This window comes from Coleofasciculaceae cyanobacterium (assembly GCA_036703275.1).
Lineage (GTDB): Bacteria > Cyanobacteriota > Cyanobacteriia > Cyanobacteriales > Xenococcaceae > Waterburya.
In genome coordinates this window covers 38,056-62,867 of record DATNPK010000098.1, presented here as the reverse complement: position 1 = coordinate 62,867, position 24,812 = coordinate 38,056, and the positions used below count along the sequence as shown (strand labels likewise).

24 protein-coding genes, 1 tRNA gene and 1 other annotated feature are annotated in these 24,812 nt (G+C 39.7%); of the genes, 16 read left to right on the top strand and 9 right to left on the bottom strand.

From position 1 onward, the window contains the following. Positions 1–36 precede the first annotated feature (36 nt). The gene (locus V6C71_21285) at positions 37–1,728 is read left to right on the top strand and encodes an efflux RND transporter periplasmic adaptor subunit (protein ID HEY9770993.1); all 1,692 of its coding nucleotides are present in this window, start codon (positions 37–39) and stop codon (positions 1,726–1,728) included. Between the two features lie 165 nt (positions 1,729–1,893). Here the strand turns inward: V6C71_21285 and V6C71_21280 are convergent, their stop codons facing one another. The 4 genes from V6C71_21280 to V6C71_21265 all read right to left on the bottom strand — a co-directional run bounded on the left by V6C71_21280 (position 1,894) and on the right by V6C71_21265 (position 5,054). Beyond that, positions 1,894–3,909 carry a ribonuclease R family protein gene (locus V6C71_21280; GenBank protein HEY9770992.1) on the bottom strand — a complete coding sequence of 672 codons (2,016 nt, stop codon included), beginning with the start codon at positions 3,907–3,909 and terminating at the stop codon, positions 1,894–1,896. 89 nt (positions 3,910–3,998) lie between these two features. Beyond that, positions 3,999–4,214 (bottom strand): 30S ribosomal protein S18, encoded by a 216-nt coding sequence (rpsR, locus tag V6C71_21275; protein ID HEY9770991.1) that lies wholly within the window; start codon positions 4,212–4,214, stop codon positions 3,999–4,001. A 34-nt stretch (positions 4,215–4,248) separates the two neighbouring features. Next, on the bottom strand, positions 4,249–4,443 hold the full coding sequence (rpmG, locus tag V6C71_21270) for a 50S ribosomal protein L33 (protein HEY9770990.1): 195 nt from the start codon (positions 4,441–4,443) through the stop codon (positions 4,249–4,251). Between the two features lie 68 nt (positions 4,444–4,511). Then, positions 4,512–5,054, bottom strand: a complete 543-nt coding sequence (locus tag V6C71_21265) for an RDD family protein (GenBank protein ID HEY9770989.1) — start codon at positions 5,052–5,054, stop codon at positions 4,512–4,514. Between the two features lie 228 nt (positions 5,055–5,282). Between V6C71_21265 and glp the strand changes: the two genes are divergently transcribed. The 12 genes from glp (at position 5,283) to V6C71_21205 (ending at position 12,266) form a co-directional block, all read left to right on the top strand. Next, positions 5,283–6,515, top strand: a complete 1,233-nt coding sequence (gene glp / locus V6C71_21260; protein ID HEY9770988.1) for a gephyrin-like molybdotransferase Glp — start codon at positions 5,283–5,285, stop codon at positions 6,513–6,515. Between the two features lie 398 nt (positions 6,516–6,913). Then, entirely contained in the window at positions 6,914–7,486 is a 573-nt protein-coding gene (locus V6C71_21255) for a retropepsin-like aspartic protease (GenBank protein ID HEY9770987.1), read from the top strand. Between the two features lie 130 nt (positions 7,487–7,616). Then, positions 7,617–8,030: a 50S ribosomal protein L19 gene (gene rplS, locus V6C71_21250; protein ID HEY9770986.1), complete on the top strand. Its 414-nt coding sequence runs from the start codon at positions 7,617–7,619 to the stop codon at positions 8,028–8,030. A 74-nt stretch (positions 8,031–8,104) separates the two neighbouring features. After that, positions 8,105–8,177, top strand: a tRNA-Trp gene (locus V6C71_21245). Between the two features lie 256 nt (positions 8,178–8,433). Then, positions 8,434–8,670, top strand: a complete 237-nt coding sequence (gene secE / locus V6C71_21240) for a preprotein translocase subunit SecE (GenBank protein HEY9770985.1) — start codon at positions 8,434–8,436, stop codon at positions 8,668–8,670. Between the two features lie 2 nt (positions 8,671–8,672). After that, positions 8,673–9,314 carry a transcription termination/antitermination protein NusG gene (gene nusG / locus V6C71_21235; GenBank protein HEY9770984.1) on the top strand — a complete coding sequence of 214 codons (642 nt, stop codon included), beginning with the start codon at positions 8,673–8,675 and terminating at the stop codon, positions 9,312–9,314. A gap of 2 nt (positions 9,315–9,316) precedes the next feature. Next, complete coding sequence (gene rplK / locus V6C71_21230; protein HEY9770983.1) at positions 9,317–9,742, top strand: 50S ribosomal protein L11; 426 nt, start codon at positions 9,317–9,319, stop codon at positions 9,740–9,742. Positions 9,743–9,827: 85 nt separating this feature from the next. Then, complete coding sequence (gene rplA / locus V6C71_21225) at positions 9,828–10,547, top strand: 50S ribosomal protein L1 (protein ID HEY9770982.1); 720 nt, start codon at positions 9,828–9,830, stop codon at positions 10,545–10,547. A 32-nt stretch (positions 10,548–10,579) separates the two neighbouring features. Next, positions 10,580–10,741 (top strand) — a sequence feature (ribosomal protein L10 leader region). Positions 10,742–10,778: 37 nt separating this feature from the next. After that, the gene (gene rplJ, locus V6C71_21220) at positions 10,779–11,303 is read left to right on the top strand and encodes a 50S ribosomal protein L10 (GenBank protein HEY9770981.1); all 525 of its coding nucleotides are present in this window, start codon (positions 10,779–10,781) and stop codon (positions 11,301–11,303) included. A 60-nt stretch (positions 11,304–11,363) separates the two neighbouring features. Then, positions 11,364–11,744: a 50S ribosomal protein L7/L12 gene (rplL, locus tag V6C71_21215; GenBank protein HEY9770980.1), complete on the top strand. Its 381-nt coding sequence runs from the start codon at positions 11,364–11,366 to the stop codon at positions 11,742–11,744. 103 nt (positions 11,745–11,847) lie between these two features. Next, complete coding sequence (locus tag V6C71_21210) at positions 11,848–12,048, top strand: type II toxin-antitoxin system HicA family toxin (GenBank protein HEY9770979.1); 201 nt, start codon at positions 11,848–11,850, stop codon at positions 12,046–12,048. Then, complete coding sequence (locus V6C71_21205; protein HEY9770978.1) at positions 12,045–12,266, top strand: hypothetical protein; 222 nt, start codon at positions 12,045–12,047, stop codon at positions 12,264–12,266. Before V6C71_21210 ends, V6C71_21205 begins: the two co-directional genes overlap by 4 nt. 68 nt (positions 12,267–12,334) lie before the next feature. Here the strand turns inward: V6C71_21205 and V6C71_21200 are convergent, their stop codons facing one another. Together V6C71_21200 and V6C71_21195 are read right to left on the bottom strand one after the other, a co-directional pair. Next, positions 12,335–15,031, bottom strand: coding sequence for a DNA methyltransferase (locus V6C71_21200; protein HEY9770977.1), 2,697 nt, complete (start codon positions 15,029–15,031; stop codon positions 12,335–12,337). A 172-nt stretch (positions 15,032–15,203) separates the two neighbouring features. Then, positions 15,204–16,982, bottom strand: coding sequence for a fatty acyl-AMP ligase (locus V6C71_21195; GenBank protein ID HEY9770976.1), 1,779 nt, complete (start codon positions 16,980–16,982; stop codon positions 15,204–15,206). Positions 16,983–17,190: 208 nt separating this feature from the next. Between V6C71_21195 and V6C71_21190 the strand changes: the two genes are divergently transcribed. Next, complete coding sequence (locus V6C71_21190) at positions 17,191–18,372, top strand: class I SAM-dependent methyltransferase (protein HEY9770975.1); 1,182 nt, start codon at positions 17,191–17,193, stop codon at positions 18,370–18,372. A gap of 273 nt (positions 18,373–18,645) precedes the next feature. On the opposite strand, the gene amt is transcribed toward V6C71_21190, so the two are convergent. The 3 genes from amt to V6C71_21175 form a co-directional block, all read right to left on the bottom strand. Next, positions 18,646–20,130 carry an ammonium transporter gene (gene amt / locus V6C71_21185; GenBank protein HEY9770974.1) on the bottom strand — a complete coding sequence of 495 codons (1,485 nt, stop codon included), beginning with the start codon at positions 20,128–20,130 and terminating at the stop codon, positions 18,646–18,648. Positions 20,131–20,611: 481 nt separating this feature from the next. Beyond that, positions 20,612–20,761: a hypothetical protein gene (locus V6C71_21180; GenBank protein HEY9770973.1), complete on the bottom strand. Its 150-nt coding sequence runs from the start codon at positions 20,759–20,761 to the stop codon at positions 20,612–20,614. A 64-nt stretch (positions 20,762–20,825) separates the two neighbouring features. Beyond that, positions 20,826–23,000 (bottom strand): glutamine synthetase III, encoded by a 2,175-nt coding sequence (locus V6C71_21175; protein HEY9770972.1) that lies wholly within the window; start codon positions 22,998–23,000, stop codon positions 20,826–20,828. Between the two features lie 520 nt (positions 23,001–23,520). On the opposite strand from V6C71_21175, the gene apcB reads away from it, so the two are divergent. Together apcB and groES are read left to right on the top strand one after the other, a co-directional pair. Continuing rightward, on the top strand, positions 23,521–24,030 hold the full coding sequence (apcB, locus tag V6C71_21170) for an allophycocyanin subunit beta (GenBank protein HEY9770971.1): 510 nt from the start codon (positions 23,521–23,523) through the stop codon (positions 24,028–24,030). 467 nt (positions 24,031–24,497) lie between these two features. Beyond that, the gene (groES, locus tag V6C71_21165) at positions 24,498–24,809 is read left to right on the top strand and encodes a co-chaperone GroES (GenBank protein ID HEY9770970.1); all 312 of its coding nucleotides are present in this window, start codon (positions 24,498–24,500) and stop codon (positions 24,807–24,809) included. Positions 24,810–24,812: the final 3 nt, after the last annotated feature.

The following is a 24,812-nucleotide window of genomic DNA, read 5'->3' as shown; positions in this document are numbered from 1 at the left end:
AAATTTATTAAACTAACTAGAATTTTTATAAAAATCGTGAACTCCAAACCCGATCTAAATCATAAACCAGAAGAATTCGACTTGGCCCGAGATAGCGAGGTGATTGATAAACTATTTAGCAATTTCGACAGTATCGCTTTAGAAAATGCCTGCGCCGAGCAAAATTTTCCCAACTTGGTATGTCCATCGGTCAAGTCAGGCTTGATTCTTAAAAAGGCAGTATACATTACAGAAATTGAAGATCGATTTTACCTGTTAGATTATACAGCTGACGAATTTGAACCGCAGCCAGTACTTTTAACAGCTAACAAATTGGTTGAGTCGTCACAGCCGAGCCTGACAAAAGAATTGTCTTTAGACCATACTTCTAACTCAAAATCAGCGTCATTTTTAGGTAAACAAGGCTTGTCGATTGGAATCGGCTTGGGCATTTTACTGACTTTGGGAGCAACTCGGATATTTTCTCCCCAGACAGCAGCTAACCCCAGAGAATCAGAATTAACTACAGTTAATAATACTGCACCTGCCCAGACAGTAACAGTTACGGAAGTAACAAACACAGATATTAACAGTACCTTGAATGTCTCTGGAACAGTCACAGCATATGAAAAAACGCCTGTGATGTCCCAAGCAGCAGGATTACAAATTACCGATATAGTAGTAGAACGTGGCGATTATGTCAATCAAGGACAAATGCTGGCTAAATTAAGCAACAGAGTTTTAAGTGCCGAAAAAATACAGGCAGAGGGAGCAGTTAATCAGGCTCAAGCTAGGTTGGATGAGCTACAGGCGGGCAGCCGTATCGAAGAGATTGCTCAAGCAGAAGCCAGAGTTGCCAATACTCATTCGGCGATCGCTCAAGCAGAATCAGATCTAAAGCTAGTGCAAAAAAGAGTAGAACGCAATCAAACTTTGCAAGCACAAGGGGCAATTAGTCGCGATCGACTCGATGAAGTCCTCAACCAAGAACAAGTAGCCAAATCAGATTTAGCAGGAGCAAAGGCAAATTTAAATGAAGCCGAACAGGTTCTAGTTCAAGCAAAGGCGGGTTCTCGCCCCCAAACCATTGCTCAGGCTCAGGCAGAACTAGCTCAAGCTCAGGGTCAATTACAGGCAATTGAGGCACAGCTAGCAGACACTAGTATTACCGCTCCCCGTGCGGGTATTATTGCTTCTCGTGAGGCTAAGGTTGGACAAATTACCTCAACTTCCCAAATGCTGTTCACCATTATTCAAGATGGACGTTTGGAATTGAAACTACAAATACCAGAAACCTTAATTAGTAGAATTCAGCTAGGACAAAAAGTACAAATTACTTCAAATAGCAACAGTAATTTAGAAATTGCCAGCAAGGTTAGAGAAATCGATCCTTTGATTGACGATAGTTCTCGTCAAGCAACAGTAAAGGTAGACTTACCAGAGGGTACTAACCTCAAGCCTGGAATGTTCTTGCAAGCAGCAGTTAATACTGATACCAGCAAAGGACAAGCTGTACCAATTAAGGCACTGTTACCTCAGTCGGGCAACACGGCGATCGCCTTTATCGTACAATCAGACAATACAGTCAAAGCTCAGACGGTAAAGATGGGCGAAATACTCTTAGGTCAAAAAGTAGAGGTAGTAGAAGGTTTGCAGCCAGGCGATCGTCTTGTCGTAAAAGGAGCAGCTTATCTCAAGGATGGCGATCGAGTAGCGATTAGCAAAGAGCAGGTTTCATCTACCAAATAATGTATTTGGTGAATCTATTCGGCTATAAAATTTAGGCAAAATAGCTTCAATAGCTTGTCCAAGTTGCTTGACAAATTCTCATACCAATTAAGACCATTTTGGGCTGACTATAATTTGTCACAATCAAAAATGGCTTGTATTTTGGAGATCCAAGCGTTTATCTATTCAACTTGTTGTTGCTTGGACTTCGGCTTCGGTTATTTCCCTAAAACGCACTTCATCCCGTTGAGGATCACAGCGAGTTACCTGCATTTCCATACGCTCACCTAAACTTACGGGGCGATCGAAACGATGGGGTAATTCCATTCCCAAATCTTCAATTAGAATCAAACCTAAATTTTCATCTTCTCTTAACCAGCGTAAAACCAGTACATCCCAAACACACTCGGCATTACGTCTGAGGTATTCTAGCCCCCAATAGCGATTAGTTTGGCGTTCGACTAGGGTTGCTTCATAAGAAGAATTACTAACGCTATAGACAATCTCTTGGAGTTCTTCACGGGAAAATGGTAATTTTTCTGCCTGTAAATGAGCTTTAATTTGAAAATGCGCCAGCAAATCTGTATAGCGACGGATGGGAGACGTTACCTGTACATAACTTTCTAAACCTAAGCTAGCGTGGCGAATCGGAGACATACTCATTTCACTACGAGGCATACAGCTACGTAAAGCACAAAAACGAGTTGGCCCAGCAGGCAATTGGAGTAATTCTTCTTCTGAGGGCAGTTCTGGTTGAGGTTGACCTCTATAAGGCAAAGGTAAGTTATGCTCGCTTCCATATTTTCCACCAATTTGACCCGCTAAGATCATCATTTCGGCAACTAGCTGACGAGAAGGAGAGCTATCAATTAGTTCGATAGTAACTTCTTCGTTTTCTTTCACCTTAATTACCGATTCAGGCATCTTAATCTGGATTGAACCTTGTGATTTACGCCAGTTTCTTCTTAAGTAAGAAATTTGAGCTAAATCGGCAATTTCTGGTTCGTTTTGTACTCCTAACTGCAACATCTCGTCAACGTCATCATAGGTAAGACGATAGGTAGGCTTAATCAGACTAGGATGAATCTCATATTCTTGAATTCCTCCTGCTTCATCGAGAATTACTCCAAAACTAAGAGCAGAGCATATTTGACCCTGTACTAAGCTCATTGGTCCTGTTGCCAATTCTGAAGGAAACATGGACACCATTCCCGTGGGCAAATAAAGGCTAGTGCTACGACGACGAGCTTCTAAGTCTAGTTCATCTCCAGGGCTGACTAAACGAGTCGGATCGGCAATGTGAATCCAAATTTTAGCCGTACCATTATCTAAATATTCGATGCTTAGACCATCATCAATTTCGGTGGTACTTTCATCATCAATCGTCGAAACTTTGAGATGAGTTAAATCTAGACGGTTTTCTCCTGTCTCAGCAGGATCGGATTGAAGGCGAGGTTGCACCACGTCAAGCACCTTTTTAGAGAAATTTGTCGGATAAGAACTACGGCGTAAAAACAGATTTTCGTGCTTACTCCACCATTTTATATCTACTAGAAGTTGAAAAGCTCCTTGAGCATCAAAATTTCTTCCTGCTTCATGCAGTATTTCTTGGGCTACTTTAGAAGCATTGTTTGTCTGAAGAGCAACTTTTTCAATTGATTCTAAACGAATGCGATCACTTTCACTCCACTCAATCGTTTCTCCTGCTAAAGCTTGCCGAAGATGAGCGATAAATTCTGATTTTTCTCGTTCTTTTTGGGCCTGAACCTCTAATTGATGCTGGATTTCTGCCACCTGGGATGCAGAACGAGGTTCGTAATAGTCTGATTTTTGCTTAAAATAAATTTTATCTTGGCTTAGCAGACAGTGAGCCGCATAACAGGCTACGGGACTTTGAGCGCAAAATAACAGTTCTGCCATTTGTTGAGGGGTGGCGGTGCTATTCTCATCTTCAATTAGCATTTCCCAGGCTATTTCTAAACTGCTGGGATCGAGATACGATTCTACCTCTAATAGAAAATCAGCGATTTCTGAAGGTTGATATACCCCCTCTACCGTGTAATCAACTCTTTGGGGACGTATCTTATGTGACTGTCCCCCTGCATCGATTACGATCCAATCCTTTTTTCCCTCTGGTCGTTCGGCAACTGCAAGACGACGCTCTCCTTGCACTCTGAATTCAATCAGCTTTCCTTGTTCCACCAGTTTTGCACTCGATCGCTTACAACACTATTTAGTTTACTTTTCGCTGGCTGATTATCTCCACCACTACCATAAAAATAGGTTTTTGTTTAACCTTCTGTATTTACAAAAGGTAATAAGGCGATCGCTCTAGCTCTTTTTACCGCTACGGTTAAGTCTCTTTGTTGCTGTGCGGTCAATCCTGTAATTCGACGGGGTAAAATTTTGCCTCTTTCGGTGATAAACTTACGCAGCAGCTCAAGATCTTTGTAGTCGATAGGAGCGCTAGGCTTAATAGGGGAAAGACGTTTACGATAATATGCCATAATTTTTGCTCTTCGGTTGCTCTAAATTGAGAAGTTACTTAATTTCTTTATGTACAGTATGAGTATTACAATGAGTGCAGAATTTTTTCAATTCCATTCTACCTGTAGTATTACGACGGTTTTTGGTGGTAGTGTATCTCGATACACCAGGAGACCTCTTTTCAGTATTGGTGCGACACTCAGTGCATTCTAAAGTAACAATGATGCGTACGCCTTTTTTGCTTGCCATAATAATTTTTGCGCTTGAATTCTTGAATTAAATTATTTATCTGTTTACTCGTATTGACACGCAGCTTACTATTTTCGCATACTGCGCTGAATTTGACCAAATATTTTTTTGAGTCTTAAGTCCAGAGAAAAACCTCTTTCTGTTTGTACCAAAAAAGTCTCGCCAACGCGATCGTGAAAAGCCAAGTTACTTGTCTCGTCTAGTAAAGCTAGAGAACAATCAACTGCCAAAGGGGCTAACAACAACAACATGGATAAGCCATTGCGAACGTTAATTTGCAATCCAGCGATCGCCAAAGCGGCAGCTGAACCAAGAATTATTTCTCTTTTAGCTAAAGCCAATAAATCGGGAAGACGATTAAAGCGTGGATCGATTATCTTAATATCGAACGCCCAACGTCCCAGACTTTGACCCTGGTTTTTCTCGACAATTACCACTCGCATAATCAACCAAGCAGGCAGAAATACTATCCATTGAAAAATTAGATTAGAAGCAAAAAAAGAACTAATAAACCAAATGCTCAAAAAGTCGATCGCAAACGCACCAATCCTTCTCTCTAGAGGAACTTTGGGATATCTTCTATAATCAGGTTTAGGTTTATATTCGTACATGGTGATTGTTGCAGAAAGTTGAGATATATTTTTGAGGGTCAACTATAAACTTCAAGCTTTTATTTAATTAATTTCTAATTAATTGTTTATCTTTAATTAAGTTTAGCTTTTGTTCAATACAAACACCTGTAAATAAGAGTTGAGTAATTAGCTCAATATCTCAATAATATTGTTGTCAAGTTGCCAACCTTAAACGAAAAGCCTTGATTTATCATCAATTGTTTGCCAATGTTGTCAGTAAGTGAAGCCGAAGGAATCATTCTAAGTTTAGTTAGAGGTTTAGATTCTAACCAAGATACGGAAACAATTAATTTAGAAGCTGCAAACGGACGTATTTTAGCCCAGCCTGTTACGGGTAAACTAGATTTTCCCCATTGGGATAATTCGGCAATGGATGGTTATGCAGTTTGCTACGGGGATGTTCAAGGCTGTAATGCGACCAATCCGATTACTTTAAATGTAATAACCGAAATTGCGGCTGGCGAGCGCCCAAAAACTAAGATTGAACCAGGACAAGCAGCCCGCATCTTTACTGGGGCAATGCTGCCAGACGGTGCAGATACTATCGTAATTCAGGAAAATACCCAAAGAGAGGGCGATCGAGTTACCATCCTCTGTGCACCTGAACCGAAAGAGTTTGTTAGACACCAGGGAGCTTTTTATCAAGCAGGAACACCATTATTGGCAGCAGGAATCACCATTGGTGCGTCAGAAATTGCCGTATTAGCTACCGCTCAATGTAGCCAACTTGTGGTTTATCGTCGTCCCCGCGTCGCAATTTTATCTACAGGAGATGAATTAGTCACTCCCGAACAACTACTGCAACCAGGACAGATAGTTGATTCCAATCAGTATGCCCTCGCTAGCTTTGTGACTGACAATAGAGGGATTCCTTTAAAGTTAGGTATTGTTCGCGATCGCCCAGAAGAATTAAAAAAAGCGATCGCTCAAGCAATTCAGTCAGCCGATTTGGTCTTATCTACTGGCGGGGTATCCGTCGGTGACTATGACTACGTAGATCGCATCTTGGCAGAATTAGGCGGTACGCTTCACATTCGTAGCGTGGCGGTAAAGCCAGGTAAACCCTTAACCGTTGCCACTTTTAATCATAATCATAATTGTCTGTATTTCGGTATCCCAGGAAATCCTGTATCGGCATTAGTTAGCTGCTGGCGTTTTGTCCAGCCTGCATTAAGAAAGTTATCAGGACAGCAAAACTATCTACCCCGTTTGGTTAATGCTATTACCTGTCATGACTTAAAAGCTGCGGGAAGACGGGAAACCTATCTCTGGGGACAACTGCATTTAGTAGATGGTAAATATGAATTTGCTCTGGCTGGAGGTAGTCATAGTTCGGGTAATTTAATCAATTTGGCGCAAACTAATGGTCTAGCGATCGTACCTGTCGGTCAGAAATTGATTGCCGAAGGCGAAGAAGTTAAGGTCATGTTGACCGATTAGCTACAAACATTTTCATTGATCTGCTTGACGAGAAGGCAATAACAAAATTCTATTGTGTTGATTATGCTCTAAACGATAACCATAGTTGGCAAGAAAAATTTCATATTTAAATTTGCCAAAAAGCAAGCTGATATCAAATTAATAATTTTTTTAGTATTTTGAAGCTAAATAAGTTTGGCAAGTCACATATTCATCAACGTTGATATAGAGTAAATAATCTCTCAACTAATTATCTAAATTAAGCAGTATAAAATCTTCGACTACTGGTCAATTGATTAAGTGATCTCCATCTCTAAGAGCATTAACAGAAAAAGATAAGCTAGCTAATAACTCTCATTCTAAAAATAGCTATACATTAGCCAATTGAGCATAATAACTAGTTTTATCTATATTTTTAAATGAAAAAAATATTTAATATCCTCTTGTGGACAGTAATATTTAATTCTTTAGCTACCGCAACTTTGGCACAAAACCATTCGTCCTGCTATATGTTGGATGCCGATGGTAGCTCTATAGATTTAGGTCATCTTTGTCAAAATAATGCTTCTAGAACCAATCGTTCTAGCCAAGATATTCCAGATCAAAACCAATTTCGCGGACAACCTGAAGTTCAAATTGTTCCAATTAAAAGCAGACGTTCTGGTATTCCTATTATCGATGTTAAGTTCAATGGTCAGTATACTTTCGAGATGATGTTAGATACAGGCGCAAGTGGCGTAGTCATTACCGAACAGATGGCAAAAACGCTAAAAGTTAATCATAGCGAAACTGTTTGGGTATCTACTCCTAGTAGTAATTATTTTCAAATGCCTGCGGGTTACATATACTCGATTGGGGTGGGCAAACTTACTCAAAAAAATACCCACGTAATTACTTCGCCTTCAATGGATATGGGATTACTTGGACAAAGCTTTTTCAGTCAATATGACGTAACGATCAAAAGTGATGTTGTTGAATTTAGAGAAAGATAAACAAAAAAATAGAATTGATGAGGTTGCCTAGTTTCTTCAATTTCTCTCGCTTTTTATTCTGTTCAAATTTTCTCTTCACAGATACTGTAAAAAAAGCTATCATGGTAAATCGTGAGTTTTTATACTAGCCATGAATGCTGAAGCAATTATACGTTCGATAGAATCAGAACATCTCAAGTCTGATATACCTAATATTTATGTCGGAGACACTGTAGAAGTAGGAGTCAGAATTACCGAGGGAAATAAAGAGCGAGTTCAACCCTATAAAGGTACAGTAATCGCTAAACAAAACGGCGGTATCAGTGAAACGATTACGGTTCGCAAAATATTTCAAGGAGTCGGAGTAGAAAGAGTATTTTTACTTCATTCTCCGATGATTGACAAAATAAAAGTCGAGCGTCGCGGAAAAGTACGTCGCGCCAAGCTATATTATTTGCGCGATCGCATTGGTAAAGCAACTAGAATTAAACAGCGATTTGACCGCCCAATTGAAGGTCAAGTTAAAAAGTCCGCCAAAGGTTCTGCCAAAAAAGCCGAAGCCTAGAATATATATAGTAAAAAAAACGCTAATGGGGTATAATTGGGAGGCTTTGACTTAAAAGAAGTTAAAGCGAATATGCGTCTTTAGTTCAGTTGGTAGAACGTCGGTCTCCAAAACCGGATGTCGGGGGTTCAAGTCCTCCAAGGCGCGTCAGCTAAAAAGCGCCATCGATTTGCGGTATTAAACTGCTTTATTGATTGTTAACTAATCATTTACTTAATAATTAGTTAAGAGTTAAGCTTAATATATATATAGTCATCAGCAAATCTATGCTTGATTGCAAGCAGGATAATTCAAGCAGTAGGAGTAGTCGAGATTTGATTATTTGATATTGCTTGTAGTTGATCTTTTAAATGACAGTAAAATCTAGATTAGAAATAGCGAATACTCTCGCGAGGCAATAGTTTTGGCTAAAAAAGATATAGTAAAAAAAGAAACCCCCGCTACGAAAGAAGCAGCAGGTGGCAACGGCGCAGCTGAGTTTGCAATTCAAACCAAAGAAGAATTAGGGAAGGTTGTCTGGCCTTCTCGCCAACAATTAATCAGTGAGTCCGTAGCCGTAATTTTGATGGTTATACTAGTATCTACAATTATCTATCTAATTGATCAATTCTTTGCTTGGGGGGCAGGAAAGGTATTTTAGTTATGACCAACACCGCAGATCTACCAGAAGATAATAATCAGCAACCAGAAGAAGAAGTCAAGGTAAACGTAAAAACCAAAGGTAATCCTCGCTGGTATGCCGTACAGGTAGCTTCAGGATGTGAGAAGCGTGTCAAGACCGATCTCGATATGCGAATTCAGACCTTAGAAATAAGCGATCGCGTAATGCAGGTACAGATTCCGCAAACCCCAAGCGTTAAAATTCGCAAAGATGGCTCACGCTATACCAGCGATGAAAAAGTCTTTCCTGGCTATGTTTTAGTCAAGATGCTAATGGATGATGATGCTTGGCAGGTCGTCAAAAACACCCCTAATGTGATTAACTTTGTAGGGGCCGAACAAAAACGCCGTTACGGTCGAGGCAGGGGTCATGTTAAGCCACTTCCTCTATCTCGCTCCGAAGTTGAGCGCATCTTCAAGCAGTCTGAAGAACAAGAGCCAATCGTCAAAATCGATATGGAAATTGGCGATAAAATTGCTGTCCTTTCTGGTCCATTTAAGGAGTTTGAAGGGGAAGTAATCGAAGTCAGCCCAGAAAGAAGTAAGCTTAAAGCCTTATTATCTATTTTTGGGCGAGATACTCCAGTAGAATTGGAGTTTAATCAAGTTGAAAAACAAAACTAAAGATGCCTAGAAAAGTTGTAGCCTTAATTAAATTAGCTTTACCTGCGGGAAAAGCTAACCCTGCACCTCCTGTAGGCCCAGCTTTGGGTCAACATGGTGTAAACATCATGGCATTTTGTAAAGAATACAATGCCAAAACAGCAGATAAAGTAGGACTAGTAATTCCTGTAGAAATTTCGGTTTTTGAAGACAGAAGTTTTACTTTTATCCTAAAAACACCTCCTGCATCAGTCTTAATTAAAAAGGCGGCAGGAATTGATAAAGGCTCAAGTGAACCTAATAAGCAAAAGCTCGCGACCATAACTCAAGAGCAGCTTAAAGAAATTGCTCAAACCAAACTACCCGATCTTAATGCTAATGACATTGAGGCAGCAATGAAAATTGTGGCGGGTACGGCGAAAAATATGGGTGTAGCGATCGCTGACTAACCTTTTCGAGAACACTGAAAATTTTTACTACACATTTTACTGGGGAGAAGCAAACCACTTCGCTAATTACCCAAGGAGAAAAATAATGGCAAAGAAAATGTCTCGCCGAATGCGCGAGCTAGTTAAAAAAGTAGAGGAAAATAAGGTCTATCAGCCTGATGAGGCAATGACCCTTTTGAAAGAAACGGCTACAGCAAAATTTGATGAAACCGCCGAAGCTCATATCAAGCTGGGTATCGATCCTAAGTATACTGACCAACAGTTAAGAACTACCGTTAGCTTACCCAAAGGTACGGGACAAACGGTTAGAGTAGCGGTAATCGCTCGCGGTGAACAAGTCAAAGAAGCCGAAGAAGCTGGAGCAGAAATTTATGGTTCAGAAGAGCTAATTGAAGATATCCAAAAAGGGATGATGGATTTTGATATCTTGATTGCTACTCCTGACATGATGCCCAAAGTAGCTAGACTTGGTCGTGTTTTAGGACCAAAAGGCTTGATGCCCTCGCCTAAAGGGGGAACTGTTACCACAGACCTACAGTCAGCAGTCGAAGCGTTTAAAGCTGGTAAATTAGAATTTAGAGCCGACAAAACGGGCATCGTTCATGTTATGTTTGGTAAGGCATCTTTTTCGGTGGAAGATTTATTAGCAAATCTTAAAGCTTTACAAGAAACCATTGACCGTAACCGCCCTAGTGGTGCAAAAGGTCGTTACTGGCGTACTGTATATGTTTCCGCTTCTATGGGTCCATCAATTCAGATTGATGCTAGTGCTTTACAAGATCTAAATTTGGCGAGCGCAGCCTAAACAATCTCACAAAACACTACAAGTAAATATTAAATATTAAACGACTAGTACCAAAGACAGCGGGCGCGTTAATTCGCTTAATTTCCTGCCGAGGTCAATGTCTATTAGATTTATGCTCTAGTTCTCTAGCTGAGAACAGTCATGAATACGGTAGCAACCTCTGGCAATAAGCTGGAGGTTTTGTCGTTTATGCGATCCAAAAGATCTCAAATACCAAGGAGGTGACAGAGGATGGGGAGAACCCTCGCCAACAAAAAAGAAATAGTAGCCGAACTAAAAGATAGCTTAAGCGACACTCAGTTAGCTTTTGTAATTAACTATGAAGGGTTATCGGTGGCAGAGATTACTGAACTACGTAATCGTTTGCGTCCTATTGGTGCTACCTGCAAGATTACCAAGAACACCCTGATGAACATTGCCATTGATGGTGATGAAAATTGGCAGCCAATGCAGGAATTCTTGAATGATGCTGCTGCTTTTCTCTTAACTGGAGAGGAAATAGGCGCAGCGGTAAAAGCCTATAAAGGATTCCAGAAGGACACCAAAAAAACCGAGTTACGCGGTGGCGTAATGGAAGGTCGCGCTTTAACTAAAGAACAGGTTGAAGCTTTAGGCGACTTGCCTACCAAAGATGAGCTATATGCCAAAATCGCTGGCTCAATTAATGCCTTGGCTACCAAGTTAGCTGTGGGTGTTAAAGAGATTCCTACCAGTCTGGCTAGAGGCATCAAAGCGGTTTCGGAGAAAGAAGAGTAAACATCTTTCTGAAACTATTTACAATACAACTAATTATTAATTGATCACGGAGTAAAGTATATGTCTGCTGCAACTGATGAAATTCTCGAAAAGTTGAAAACTCTAAGTCTTTTAGAGGCTTCTGAACTAGTTTCTCAAATTGAAGAAACCTTTGGTGTAAGTGCTGCTGCTACTGCTGGCGTAGCTATGGCTGCCCCTGCTGCTGCTGCTGAAGCTGAGGAAGAAAAAACTGAATTTGATGTAGTTCTTGAAGAAGTACCCAAAGATAAGAAAATTGCCATTCTTAAAGTTGTTCGTACCATCACTGGCTTGGGTCTAAAAGAAGCTAAAGAAATGGTTGAATCGACACCTAAAGCTCTTAAAGAAGGTGTACCTAAAGAAGACGCTGAAGACACTAAGAAAAAACTGGAAGAAGCTGGTGCAAAAGTTACTGTTAAGTAATTGGTTAATTTAAGTTTAATTATTTAGGGATGTTCTAATGAACATCTCTTTTTTGTTGCTAAATTATTATTGTTAAAATGAAAATTACTCTATCACTATTTAAATGCCCAAGAAAGTTAGAGAGTTAATTAAAGATTTGAAAAAAGCTGGTTTTTCTGAGATGGTGGGTGGAAAAGGCTCACATCGAAAATTTACTCATGTTAACTATCCTGGTGCTGTAACTATCAGTGGTAAATTAGGAAATGATGCTAAAACATATCAAGAAAAGCAAGTTAAACAAGCGATAGAGATAGTTAAATCATGAAAGTAAGCGATCGATATCATAAATGGATCGAATGGAGTGCAGAAGATCGGGTTTATATTGGAAAATGTCCTGATTTAATCACAGGAATACATGGAGATGACCCAGTAAAACTTTATAGTGAACTATGCGAAGTAGTAGAAGAAGTTATTCAGCATTTTGAAGCAGAAGGCAGAATACTTCCTCCCTCTCGCACTCGCCCCATGCAAGAAATTATTTAGTAATTAAGTAATTTTTGACTACATATTTATTTAGATGATTCTGCGCCAATAATTTTTTCTCCTCGTTTTTATTTGGCTGCTAATTCCAAATTCAACTCTAAAAGTTTTGCCAGAATATCATCATCAGGTTTGAAGTTATAAGCCTGCATAACTAATTTATCTAGTTCTTTATGTAGCTGATAAAGTTTACTGGCTGGTTCATGAAAGTATTCGTTATAAAGTTTAGTAATACCCCATTGTTTCTTGGACATTTGTTGTGTTCTGTATTCGTGTAATTCAACAGTTTTGTTATGAATTTGTTCGACGATTGTTTTCGTAGGGGCGTTTCGCGAAACGCCCCTACCCGAACCGCTCCTACAGGGATTTTGTGGGAAAGGAAAGGTTTCAAAACAAGTCGTATTTGTATATCGGGTTCTATCTTCTAAAGTAGAACTCTGCGCTTTTACCCAAAGACGATGAATATTTGAATTTAAAATGCCCAAAATGTAATAATCATCTGAAGCAATAACCATGTTTGCTTCACAAGGTAAAATTGAAACATCAACAGGACTAAAAACCGTATATTTAGTAACTTTAGGAATAGCAAAATAACAAGATAAGCTCGTTAATGCTTTTCTCATTGCTGGTCTTTTTTCACCATATTGCCGCCAATTTACTCTTCTGGCTTTTCGGCGATTTAAATCCCTTTCTGGTTTAACTTTTTCTTTCACTCTTTGAAAAGGTAATTTATAATCACAAGCTTCTTCAATAGACATATCATTAAAATCAATTACCCAATCCTTTGGTAGATGTAAATTAATCAAACTTTTTCCATCTAACATTGGATTTAAAACATATTGATTTTTATGCTCTTTATTTATCCACTCTTTAGCTTCTGCCTCTGAAACGATAAATCCTTTTCCAGATAATTCACAAGCTTGAAATGAATAATTTTTATTTGCTTTTAATTGTTTAGCAAAATTTACCGCAATTTCAGTTTTTAAAGATGTAGAAATTCTCTCGACAGGTAAATCGTCTAAAAATAATTTTTCTGGCTGTTGTTTTGACCAATTAACAATACTAACGTGAACATTAGCTTCACCCGACCAAACTTGAGAAGAAATAGCTTCATGAATATAACCACCATGTTCTACAACATAATCTAAACTCGCTTTACGACTGGTGTTTTGAGAAACAGAATTAGTTCCAACTAAGCCAGCCCTACCATTTGTATTTAAATTATCATTAGCTTTTCTGAACCAATATGTACAAAAATCAACTTGACCTTTTACTTCTTTGAATTGTCCATATACTTTCTCTGTATATTCATCTCCTAATTCCTTCCTTAATTCTCTTCCACCTAAAAAGGGAGGATTGCCGATAATTGCGTCGGCTTTTTCCCAGGGTGTAAATAGAGCATCTTTACAGACAATATTGTTATCTAAAGTATCGAGGGGTAATTCTTGTTCGGTTAAACTTAACTTATCGATCGCAACTTTTTTAGCAATAGTTAAAGTTACTTTCGCCAACTCTACCGCAAACGGATTAATATCCATACCGTAAAACTGCAATGGTGTAACTAAACCGATTTGGACTTGTTGTTTGCTTATTTGCGAACGACGACGGGAGGCTATTTTATCTAGTAGAGACTTTTCGATTTCTTTTAGTTCTTGATAAGCCAGATATAAGAAATTTCCCGAACCACAAGCAGGATCTAGTACCCGATAATTTTGCAGTTCTAACTGTAAAGAATTTAGTTCAGCGATAGTATTAGCAGCTTCTATCTTGGCATCCCAATAGTTACTAATAGTTGGCTTAACAATTTTCATAATGTCGGCTTCGGAGGTGAAGTGCATCCCGTAAGCATGACGTTCTTTTTGATTTGCTGTCCCTTCAAAGATATTGCCAAATATAGCAGGGCGAATCTGTTTCCAGTTTTCCCGCGCTGCTGCATCGAGATAGTTTAATTCTTCTTTAGTTAATTCAATCGGATGAATCGTCGCAAACAAACCGCCATTAAAGTAGTCTACGCCTTTGTATTTACCAGCAGGAGAAATATCTGGGCGATTCATTTCCTGAAACAAACTACCTAAAACATCATAAGAACTTCTACCGCCCAGACAATCTTGAATACAGCCAACAAACATATCGGTTGGTAATAATCCCCGATCTTCGGCAAACATGGCTAAGACACACTGCAAAACTAACCTTTGAGCAGCAAGAGTACTAAAGCCTTCTTTCTCACCCCGTTGTTTCAAAATTTCGCATAGTTCGCCCATTTTACGGGCAGTTTCTTTAGTTACTTCTACCTGATTGTTTTGGAAAATGGAGTTTTTGTCTTCCAACCCCATAAAGCCAAATGCGGAGGATCTTTCAGGTAGTTTCTGAATTTCAATAATGTCTACAGGTTCATCAACCTGGTTATCGAAATCGTAAATCCAAAACTGATCGAAGTTGCACAGCATAACATAGCGAGGACGATTGGGAACGATTCTTGTCCAGTAATTAAATGCTTGTCGGTAGTGTTTGCCTAAATCTTCTCCCTGCTTCTTCATTTCAATTAAGACTCGCGGTTTCCAGACTAAATCGGCCAAACCTGTTTTACCTTTTTGACTGCCTTTTTTAATGGCAACCTCGTATTCTGCACCAGCCTGTAATGCACCTTGATGTCCAAAAGCCTGAAAAAACCGATCTAAAAATACCTGTGCCTGACTTCGTTCTTTACCTGAGATGTATTGCAAGCGGTAATTGACAAATTCATGCAGACTCTGGGGTGTGGCGACCATATATCTAGTTGGATAACTGATATAAATAGCGTTCCCGTTGGTTCGATTAAATTTGTCCGAAAAAGTACGTGATTTAGATCGCTGTTGCTGATTGTAAAGCAAATGCGATTGGGCTTCGCCCAGGCTTCGCGATCGCCGAACTAGACAGAATTATTTAAATAAGGCGATCGCTTTAAACGGGTAAACCCTCTAAAGTATTAGCAAGAAATTCTGTGCGACAGGCATGACGTTGAATTTTACCACTAGAGGTTTTCGGTAAACTACCAGGCTTTAGTAGCAGAGTTTTATATACCTGTAGGTCATGGTTTTTAGATATCTCTCGTCGAATCAATTGAGTTAGATCCTTAACCTGGATCATTTCTGCGGTAGCCGACTTGCCATTAGATTTAGCACTAGAACGATTACTACTCCAGTATTGACGCTCAACTTCTGCCAGAACAACTAACTTTTCTTCTCCTTGAATATCAACCGAGAAACTAGCTACGCAACTTGGTCTAATCCAAGAAGTAGTTTCCTCTACGGTCTTTTCGATATCTTGGGGATAATGATTACGTCCTTTAATGACAATCATATCTTTGAGACGACCTGTAAAAAACACCTCTCCTTCATCCAGAAAACCCAAATCACCCGTACGCAAAAAAGGTCCATCGCCAGTGTCTTTTAAATAAGCATTAAAAGTGGCTTCAGTTATCTCTGGCTGTCTCCAATAGCCTTGGGCAATACTAGAACCAGATACCCAAATTTCGCCAACTTCTCCTGGTTGACAACTTGCCAGGGTTTCGGGATTAGCGATCGCAATTTTTTGATCGCTCAAGCTTCTGCCACAGCTAACCAAGGTATGGGGATGAGCTTCATTGACCTCGGCGAGCGCAATTTTATTTTGTTCTAAGGCTTTTCCTTGAACAGTTTTAGTCACTACCGCTGCATTTTTCGAGCCTCCAGAAATAATCAGCGTGGCTTCTGCCATGCCGTAACAGGGATAGAAGGCTGAATAGTCAAACCCATAGGGGGCATAGGTTTGGGCAAACTTGGTTAGAGTCTCATGGTTGATTGGCTCTGCACCATTAAAAGCCACCTGCCAATTACTTAAATCCAATCCTCGAAGCTGTTCTGGTTTAAACTTGCGAACACATAGATCGTAGGCAAAATTAGGCCCCCCGCTAGTGGTAGCTTGGTAACGAGAAATCGCCTTGAGCCAGCGTAAAGGATTTTGAAGAAACATCAATGGCGACATTAAAGTCACGGGAAAATCACCAAACAAAGGCTGGAGAACACCACCAATTAAACCCATATCATGATAGGGTGGCAACCAAATTACCCCTCTGCTTTGGGAAGAATGCCTGAAGCAAAGATGGATTGCTTCTAGGTTATGTAGCAGATTTCTATAGGCGATTTTGACCCCTTTAGGTTCTGCCGTTGAGCCAGAAGTATATTGGAGAAAAGCGATGTCATCATTGTCAATATCAGGTTTGTACCAATCTGAACCTGCATCGCTGTCTATGGTATCTGTGGTAATCCAGCGTAAATTTTGTAACTCAGGAGTACTTTCTAACTGACGTTCTAAACCTTTTAAGGTATCGCTACTGGTTAAAGCGATGTTGGTTTGAGCATTTTGTAAAATATTGTGAATGCGGTTCAAGGAACGATTGGGGCGTGGAGGATAAGCGGGGATAGCGATCGCTCCCGCATAAAGACAACCAAAAAAAGCAGTAATATAGTCTATTCCCGCCGGAAATAGCAATAAGACTCGATCTTGAAGAGAACTAACTGATTGAAGTTTTGCAGCGATCGCCTTGGCTTTTTGTTCTAGTTGTCCATAGGTAAGGCTAACCTCTTCTGTTTCTCCATCAACCAGAAAATTATAGATCGCCTGATCGGGCTGCTCCATCGCGCGAATCTGAAGTATGTCGACCAATGTAGCTGCTTTAAGCTTGTTTTTTAAACCACTCATTCACTTTTGATTGTTTAAATCGATTTACACCATATCTTATTATTCAGAATTCAAGTATAAATAAACTCAGAGCATAGTCATATCTGAAGTAATTAAATTCCCCCACAGCTTACATTAATCAACGCCAAAACCAAGTATTGATGTGACACCTTGAAAATAGTCCTTTTGTTTAGATAATGAGATTTAGTTTCTAGCTAGCAGCAATTTAATGATGAATTTGTCAAAATTTTCCAATTCTCAAAGATTACAGGAGATTCTTTTTGCCAAAATTAACGATTCGTCCCAGGAGTGGATTACTTTTGCTCAATATATGGAATTGGTTTTATACCATCAAGAGTATGGTTACTATAACTCGGGAATAACTAGCATCGGAGTTCAAGGAGACTTTTTCACATCTTCTTCTTTGGGTAAAGATTTTGGCGAACTGCTGGCGGTACAGTTCCAACAAATGTGGCAAAATTTGGGCTGTCCTAATCCTTTTTATTTAGTTGAAATGGGTGCGGGAAATGGAGAACTTGCCCAAGATATTTTAAATTGGTTGCACAAAAGTAACGACCGAGGGTTAACTCAAGCTTTGAGATATATTATCATCGAGCAGTCGCCAGCTTTAATTGAGGTACAGCAAGAATTACTCAAATCCTTTGACATTAACCTTACCTGGAAAGCTTGGTCCGATCTTGCCCAAGATAGTATTGAAGGGTGTTTTTTTTCCAATGAACTAGTTGATGCCTTTCCCGTACATCTGGTTACCAAAAATGAAGCTCGATTAAAAGAAGTCCATGTAACTCTTGAGTCAGGCAAATTAACTGAAACTGTTGATTCTATCTCTACAGAAAAATTAGCCCAATATTTCGAGTTCGTTGGTATTGATTTATTACAAAAACAGTATGCTGAAGGTTATCGTACTGAAGTAAATCTCAAAGCTTTGGACTGGCTAGAAGCGATCGCCACCAGACTTAATCGGGGATATATTTTAACCATCGACTATGGCTACACTGCCGACAAATATTATCGCCCTGCTCGTAAGCTAGGAACTTTACAGTGTTACTATCAACATCGTCGTCACGATAATCCCTATGTTAATTTAGGCTATCAGGATCTTACTGCTCACGTTGATTTTACTGCCTTAGAACGCCAGGGAGAATTACATAACCTGAAAAATATTGGCTTGACTCAGCAGGGGTTATTTCTCATGGCTCTAGGTTTGGGCGATCGCTTAAACGAACTATCTAGTGGTAAGTATAATATTTCCGAGATATTTAAACGCCGTGATGCTTTACATCAATTAATCGATCCCACAGGGTTAGGTGGTTTTGGCGTCTTAATTCAGGGCAAGAATTTAACCGAATCACAGCAATCTCTACAGGGTTTGACAATGCCAGCAATGTAAAACAAATATCATTGCGGCGAAGACTAAATAATAGTTGCGATGAGCCTAAAGGCATCGCTAAGCTACGCAATAGCAATAATTAAGTTAACGGTACTCCGCTTTGAAAAGGAAGACAAGACGGGCGAGGTTGCCTCGCCCGCTTGATATGTCCGTGCGAAGCCTGCTCACAAGGGGCTGACTCTTGAAGTCAATTTAAGAGCTTGCTTGCACCGCATAGTTTGGTGTACGCCCCGCCGCATTCTGGGGTTAAATCAAACTTCAATTGATTGAAATTTAGAATTCAGATCTTTCTGAGGGGTTCATGCCGATAGGAACACCGCCACTACCAGCAGCTAAAACGTCAGCTTCTTTAACAAAGCCACTGTATGCTTCCATACCATGTTCGCTGATATCTAAACCAAGCCTTTCTTCATCTTGATGAACTCGAATACCAACAGTGAATTTAAGAATTGACCAAACAATAGCACTAAAGATAACGGTAAAAGCACCAATGGATACAATACCAATAAGTTGAGTCAGAATATTAGCTGTACCAAAAATACCTACAGCTAAAGTTCCCCAGATACCACAAACTAAGTGAACCGAAGTTGCACCAACGGGATCGTCAATTTTGATATTGTCAAAGAAAGCAACTGAGAAGACAACAATAACACCTGCAATCAAACCAATGATTACCGCATCAAAATAGCTAACATCAGCACAACCCGCAGTAATACCAACTAAACCAGCCAGAATACCGTTAATAATCATCGATAAGTCTGGCTTCCCATCTTTAATCCAGGAAGTAAAGGTTGCTGCCACACCACCTGCTGCTGCTGACAAATTAGTAGTTACGGCAATATAAGGAACATTAGCTGTTGCTGCCAATTCTGAACCTGGGTTAAAACCAAACCAGCCAATCCAAAGAATTAAACAACCTAAAGTAGCAAAGCCCATGTTGTGTCCAGGAATAGCACTAATTCTACCGTTCTGGTACTTACCAATTCTCGGCCCTAAAATTGCTGCACCGACTAAAGCTGCCCAACCTCCAACCGAGTGAACCACAGAAGATCCAGCAAAGTCGGAAAAGCCCATTTCAGCTAACCAGCCGCCATCCCAGACCCAATGTCCAGTAATAGGGTACGAAAAAGCTACTAGTAAAGTACTAAAGATTAAGAAGGCAGTGAATTTAATTCGTTCTGCTACTGCGCCAGAAACAATGGTTGCAGCCGTTGCCGCAAAGGCTACCTGGAACAAAAATCCGATTGCAGGAGGAACTGCTGCGGGGTAAGGATCGTCACCATAGGCAGCGGCATTACCATTAAAGAAAAATCCGCTAGTACCAATAAAAGGACCACCGTCACCATACATCAGAGCGTAGCCAACTGCCCAATAAGCTAAGGTGGCGATCGCAAAGACAATTAAGTTTTTAGCTAGAATATTAACCGCGTTTTTCTGCCGGCAAAAACCTGCTTCTAACATTCCAAATCCAGCATTCATAAAGATTACTAGAATCGAACAAAACAGCAGGAAGATGGTATCTAAAACAACCCGTAGTTCGTCTAGGTTAGCAGGTGCTTCTAACCCTTGTGCCGTAGCTGCCGTATTCCACACAACAACTATTATCGCAGCCAAAGGAATACATATAAACCATGAAGGGGAGAAAGACTTGAAGACTGTTCTCAAAGGTCTAGGAAGCAGGCTTTTAACCTGTGTTCCACTACTCACGGTATTTTTACGTTTGAGTGTTTTTGTAGTTTTTAAGAATTCGGAATTCATTTACACGTCGATTAAATTAGAAAATATAGCTAATTTGTCTACAATGACAAACTCGATTCTGTCTAGTTTGTGATTTTTTTTGCTTTTTTGCCGTATTTTTAAATACAGTTATTTATTGCATAAATATTGTATAATCGTTATCTTTTTTGAAATTAAAAATTAAAATTCAATTAAATTTCAATTGAATTTTAAAGCAACTTTTTTATACGGAACTAAGGCAAAAACTGTCACTCATGTATCGAATTGGTCTGTTTATTTAGTTCATCTTTACAGATAATACATAATATTTTGAACTTAGGTGAATAAAATTTTAGCTAAACCAATTCAACTCTTTAGTCAAGTGGCTAGTAACAACTATAAAAATTAGATTTGATCATTTACTAGCAACAGTTTTACTAGCAACAGTTTTTGATAATTATGAAGAAATATAATAGTTCTTTTTATATTTATTGAATTTCCAATTTTCAATAAAAATTAACAATTACATTGTTAAAATTGCACCATGAGCTAAAGTTGCGATCGCTAAATCAATTAAGTTTTTAGCCAGAATCCTTTTTTTAGCATTCAAAATCCAGCATTGATAAAGATTACTAGAATCGAACCAAGAAGGTGAACGGTACTCCGCGGTCACAAATAGCCACAAAAAAAGGTCGCATCTAAAGCGACCCTACGGGAATTAAAAAAACTAGCTAATTCTATTTGATGAACAGCATTTCTTGATAGGTTGGTAGAGGCCAAAGATCGTCGGCTACTTCAGCCTCTAGAGCATCAACGTCTACTCTGACATCATCCATCATCGGGCGAATTGTAGTAGCAAAATATTTCATATGTTCCTCGGTACTGCTAAAGTCTTCTTTTGTTAAAGCAGAACCTAATTTAGACACTTTAGTCATCATCGAGTTAGTTAACTCTGCAACTGTCTTGATATTATCCTTGTCAAGACTAATGCCCATCTCTTCCAAACCACCAACAGTAGTAGCAATATCAGCTAAATGTCGCATAGCAGCGGGATAAATTGCTGTTTTTGCCATATCTACTACCAACTTGGCTTCTACCTCAACTGTGAGTATGTACTGTTCGGCATACACTTCATAACGACTTTCTAACTCCTTGGCAGAAAGTACACCAGTCTTGGCAAAAAGTTCTTCGACATATTTCTCGGTTAATACTGGTAAAGCATCAGCACTAGTAGGCAAGTTAGCCAAACCTCTCTCTTCTACTGCTATTTTATGCCATTCTTCAGAGTAATTATCGCCCCCAAAAATGACCACACCGTGTTTCTGCATTACTTCTTTGATCACGGTAACTATTGCTGGGTTTAGCTCTGTACCTTTACTCAACTCACCTTCTAGAAGATCGCCAACAAAAGCCAAAGAATCTGCCAGCATTGTGTTTAGCGCAATCAATGGGCCCGAAACCGACTGACTAGAACCTACAGCGCGAAATTCAAAGCGGTTGCCAGTAAAAGCAAAGGGAGAAGTTCTATTGCGATCGCCTGCATCTTTAGCTAAAGGAGGTAAAGTATCGATCTCCAACTCCAATTTTCCGCTATGGCTGTACTGATCGCTAATCTCTCCCGTAGCAATTTGGTTAAATAGTTCTTCTAATTGAGAACCCAAATAAACCGACATAATAGCAGGAGGCGCTTCGTTAGCTCCTAAACGGTGATCGTTGCTGGCATTAGCAATTACTGCCCGCATCAAAGGTCCATACATGTGTACCCCGCGAATTACCGCAGCGCAGAAGATCAAAAACTGTGCGTTTTCATGGGGAGAATCGCCAGGATCTAATAAGTTTCCCTGAGTAGCATTACCCACAGACCAATTAACGTGCTTACCAGAGCCGTTGATGCCCGCGAAAGGCTTTTCGTGAAGCAAACACACAAAACCATGTTTCTTAGCAGTCTGACGCAATAAAGTCATAGTTAGCTGCTGATGGTCAGAAGCTACGTTAGCTGCTTCAAAATAGGGAGCAATTTCAAATTGCCCAGGAGCTACCTCGTTATGTCTAGTTTTGGCGGGAATGCCCAAACGATACATTTTCTTTTCTACGTCCTGCATGAAGACCTGGACGCGCTCGGGGATCGCTCCAAAGTAATGATCGTCAAGCTGTTGACCTTTTGCAGGAGGCTTGCCGAATAAAGTTCTGCCAGCTAATAATAAATCGGGACGACTGTTAGCAAATAAAGCATCTACCAAAAAGTATTCTTGTTCTGCACCACAGCTAGAATTCACTGGAGCAACATCATCATAACCCAAGAGCTTTAGCACTCTAGTTGCTGCCCTGTTCATTGCCCCAATTGAGCGCAATAAAGGAGTCTTTTTATCTAAAGCTTCTCCTGTCCAAGAAACAAACACAGTGGGAATACAAAGAGTTACACCGTTATCTGTTTCCATGAGGTAAGCGGGACTGGTTACATCCCAAGCTGTATATCCTCTGGCTTCAAAAGTAGAGCGAATACCACCGCTGGGAAAAGATGAACCATCAGGCTCACCCTGCACCAATAGCTTACCTGCAAATTCAGAGATCGCGCTGCCATCGCTTTGAGTGGAGATAAAACCATCGTGCTTTTCGGCAGTGGCATTAGTCATGGGATAAAAGACGTGAGCATAGTAAGAAGCGCCTTTAGAAATTGCCCAATCTTTCATCGCTGATGCCACGGTATCGGCAATGGAAACGTCTAGTTGTTCTCCTGCTTCAATAGTTTTTTTTAAAGATTTGAACACGGCCTTCGGCAAACATTGCTTCATTTTGCTCAAGCTAAAAACGTCTGCTGCCCAAAGATCTTCTAAACGTGATGGAGGTCCGACAGGAATTGGTTCGCGGTCAGTAATTTGGTAGATTGCTTGTGTGCGAGATTCGTATCCCATGACAGTTGTATTCTTCTTGCAAAATATGTTTAGTTCAATTGATCCTACTTGTTAGCAATCTAGGAAAATGTAACATACGTAACAAAATTGTTTTAATTTTTAATTGGCTAAAAATCCTCCACTTTTAAATCTTTAGTCAAAATAATTTTCTTAGATTTTTACATGACAAACCACGCCATAAATACTGATGTGAAAATTTATTGGCAATTTCGACTCGGTATTAACCACATTTTCGCTTCACATTTATAAGATTGATGGTCATGGCTCAATCAAAAGCAAGGTAAGTAATTGTTTCAAAGCTATTGATATATAGATTAAAGTTAAGCTTTGTTTTAAATTTGCTTAGGTGTAGAGCGAATTAAAAACTAAGATGTCAAAATTTAAAGTGAACCGTAGTCGTCGCTACAACTTGTGGGATTATTAATAAAAGTAGCTTAAGACATAGCTGAAAGAATAAGGCTGTTATTATCAGCCAAATTAAATAAATTAAATAAATTGCTGTTGGGAGAAATAAGGGAAGATGCGAGACGCAGTTACCAATTTAATCAGAAATTACGATATTGCCGGTCGTTATCTAGACCGTAATGCGATCGATAGTCTCAAAGACTATTTTACCTCTGGTACTGCCAGAGTCGCTGTGGCAACTATAGTTAGCGGGAATGCTGCCACAATCGTACGAGATGCAGGGATTAGACTATTTGAAGAAGTGCCAGAACTAATCAGTCCTGGAGGTAACGCCTATACCACCCGTCGCTACTCTGCTTGCTTACGTGATATGGACTACTATCTACGCTATGCTACCTATGCTTTAGTTGCGGGAAGCATGGACGTTTTAGATGAAAGAGTATTACAGGGTTTGCGCGAGACATACAACTCCTTAGGAGTGCCAATTGGTCCTACCGTAGTGGGAATTCAAATTATGAAAGATATGCTCAAGGAAATGGCAGGCAACGACGGGGTTGAAAATACTAATTTTATTGATGAGCCTTTTGAATATATGACTCGCCAGCTAAGCGAACTTTCTGTCTAGCTTTCTTTTCAAGAGAAATTTGATAATTCTTGTTGAGCGCTATTTTTATCGCCCTAATTCGAATCTAAGTTGAGGGGCGATTTTTTGTGCAATATATTATCTGGCTTTTCATCTTTGATCCCCAATTTTTATAAATCATTACAGTGCTTACAACGTAATGAATAGACGAGTTTGTACGGTAAACCACACTAATAAGACTGTTGCCATAGGTTACGTAGTTTAGCTAAATTAGCACTCGGATGGTGAGAGTGCTAATCTAAATTATATAGACCAGCAATTGGAACATAAAGGGCTTGTCTGTAAACCGCACCAAGACCCATATGTCCATCGTCGTCAGGCGATGTTGTGACCTCTGGCAACTTTCACATCTCAGTAAGCATTATTCAACAGCGTGATTCAATAAACTTGGGAAATCCAAGCATTATCCGCAGTCAAAATTTAGTCTTTAGTTATCTGGAGAATCCTGCATGGCAGCTATTAGTATTAACGTTACAACTGTAAAGCCTTTAGGCGATCGCGTATTCATCAAAGTCAGTGCCAGTGAAGAAAAAACTGCTGGTGGAATTTTATTACCCGATGCAGCTAAAGAAAAGCCTCAAGTCGGCGAAGTTGTAGGTGTTGGCCCTGGTAAGCCTAAAGATGATGGTGGTCATACACCTTTAGAAGTAAAAGTGGGCGATAAAGTTCTTTACTCCAAATACGCGGGAACTGATATTAAGCTAGGTGGCGAAGATTATGTCTTGCTATCTGAAAAAGATATTTTGGCAGCAGTCTCTTAATTT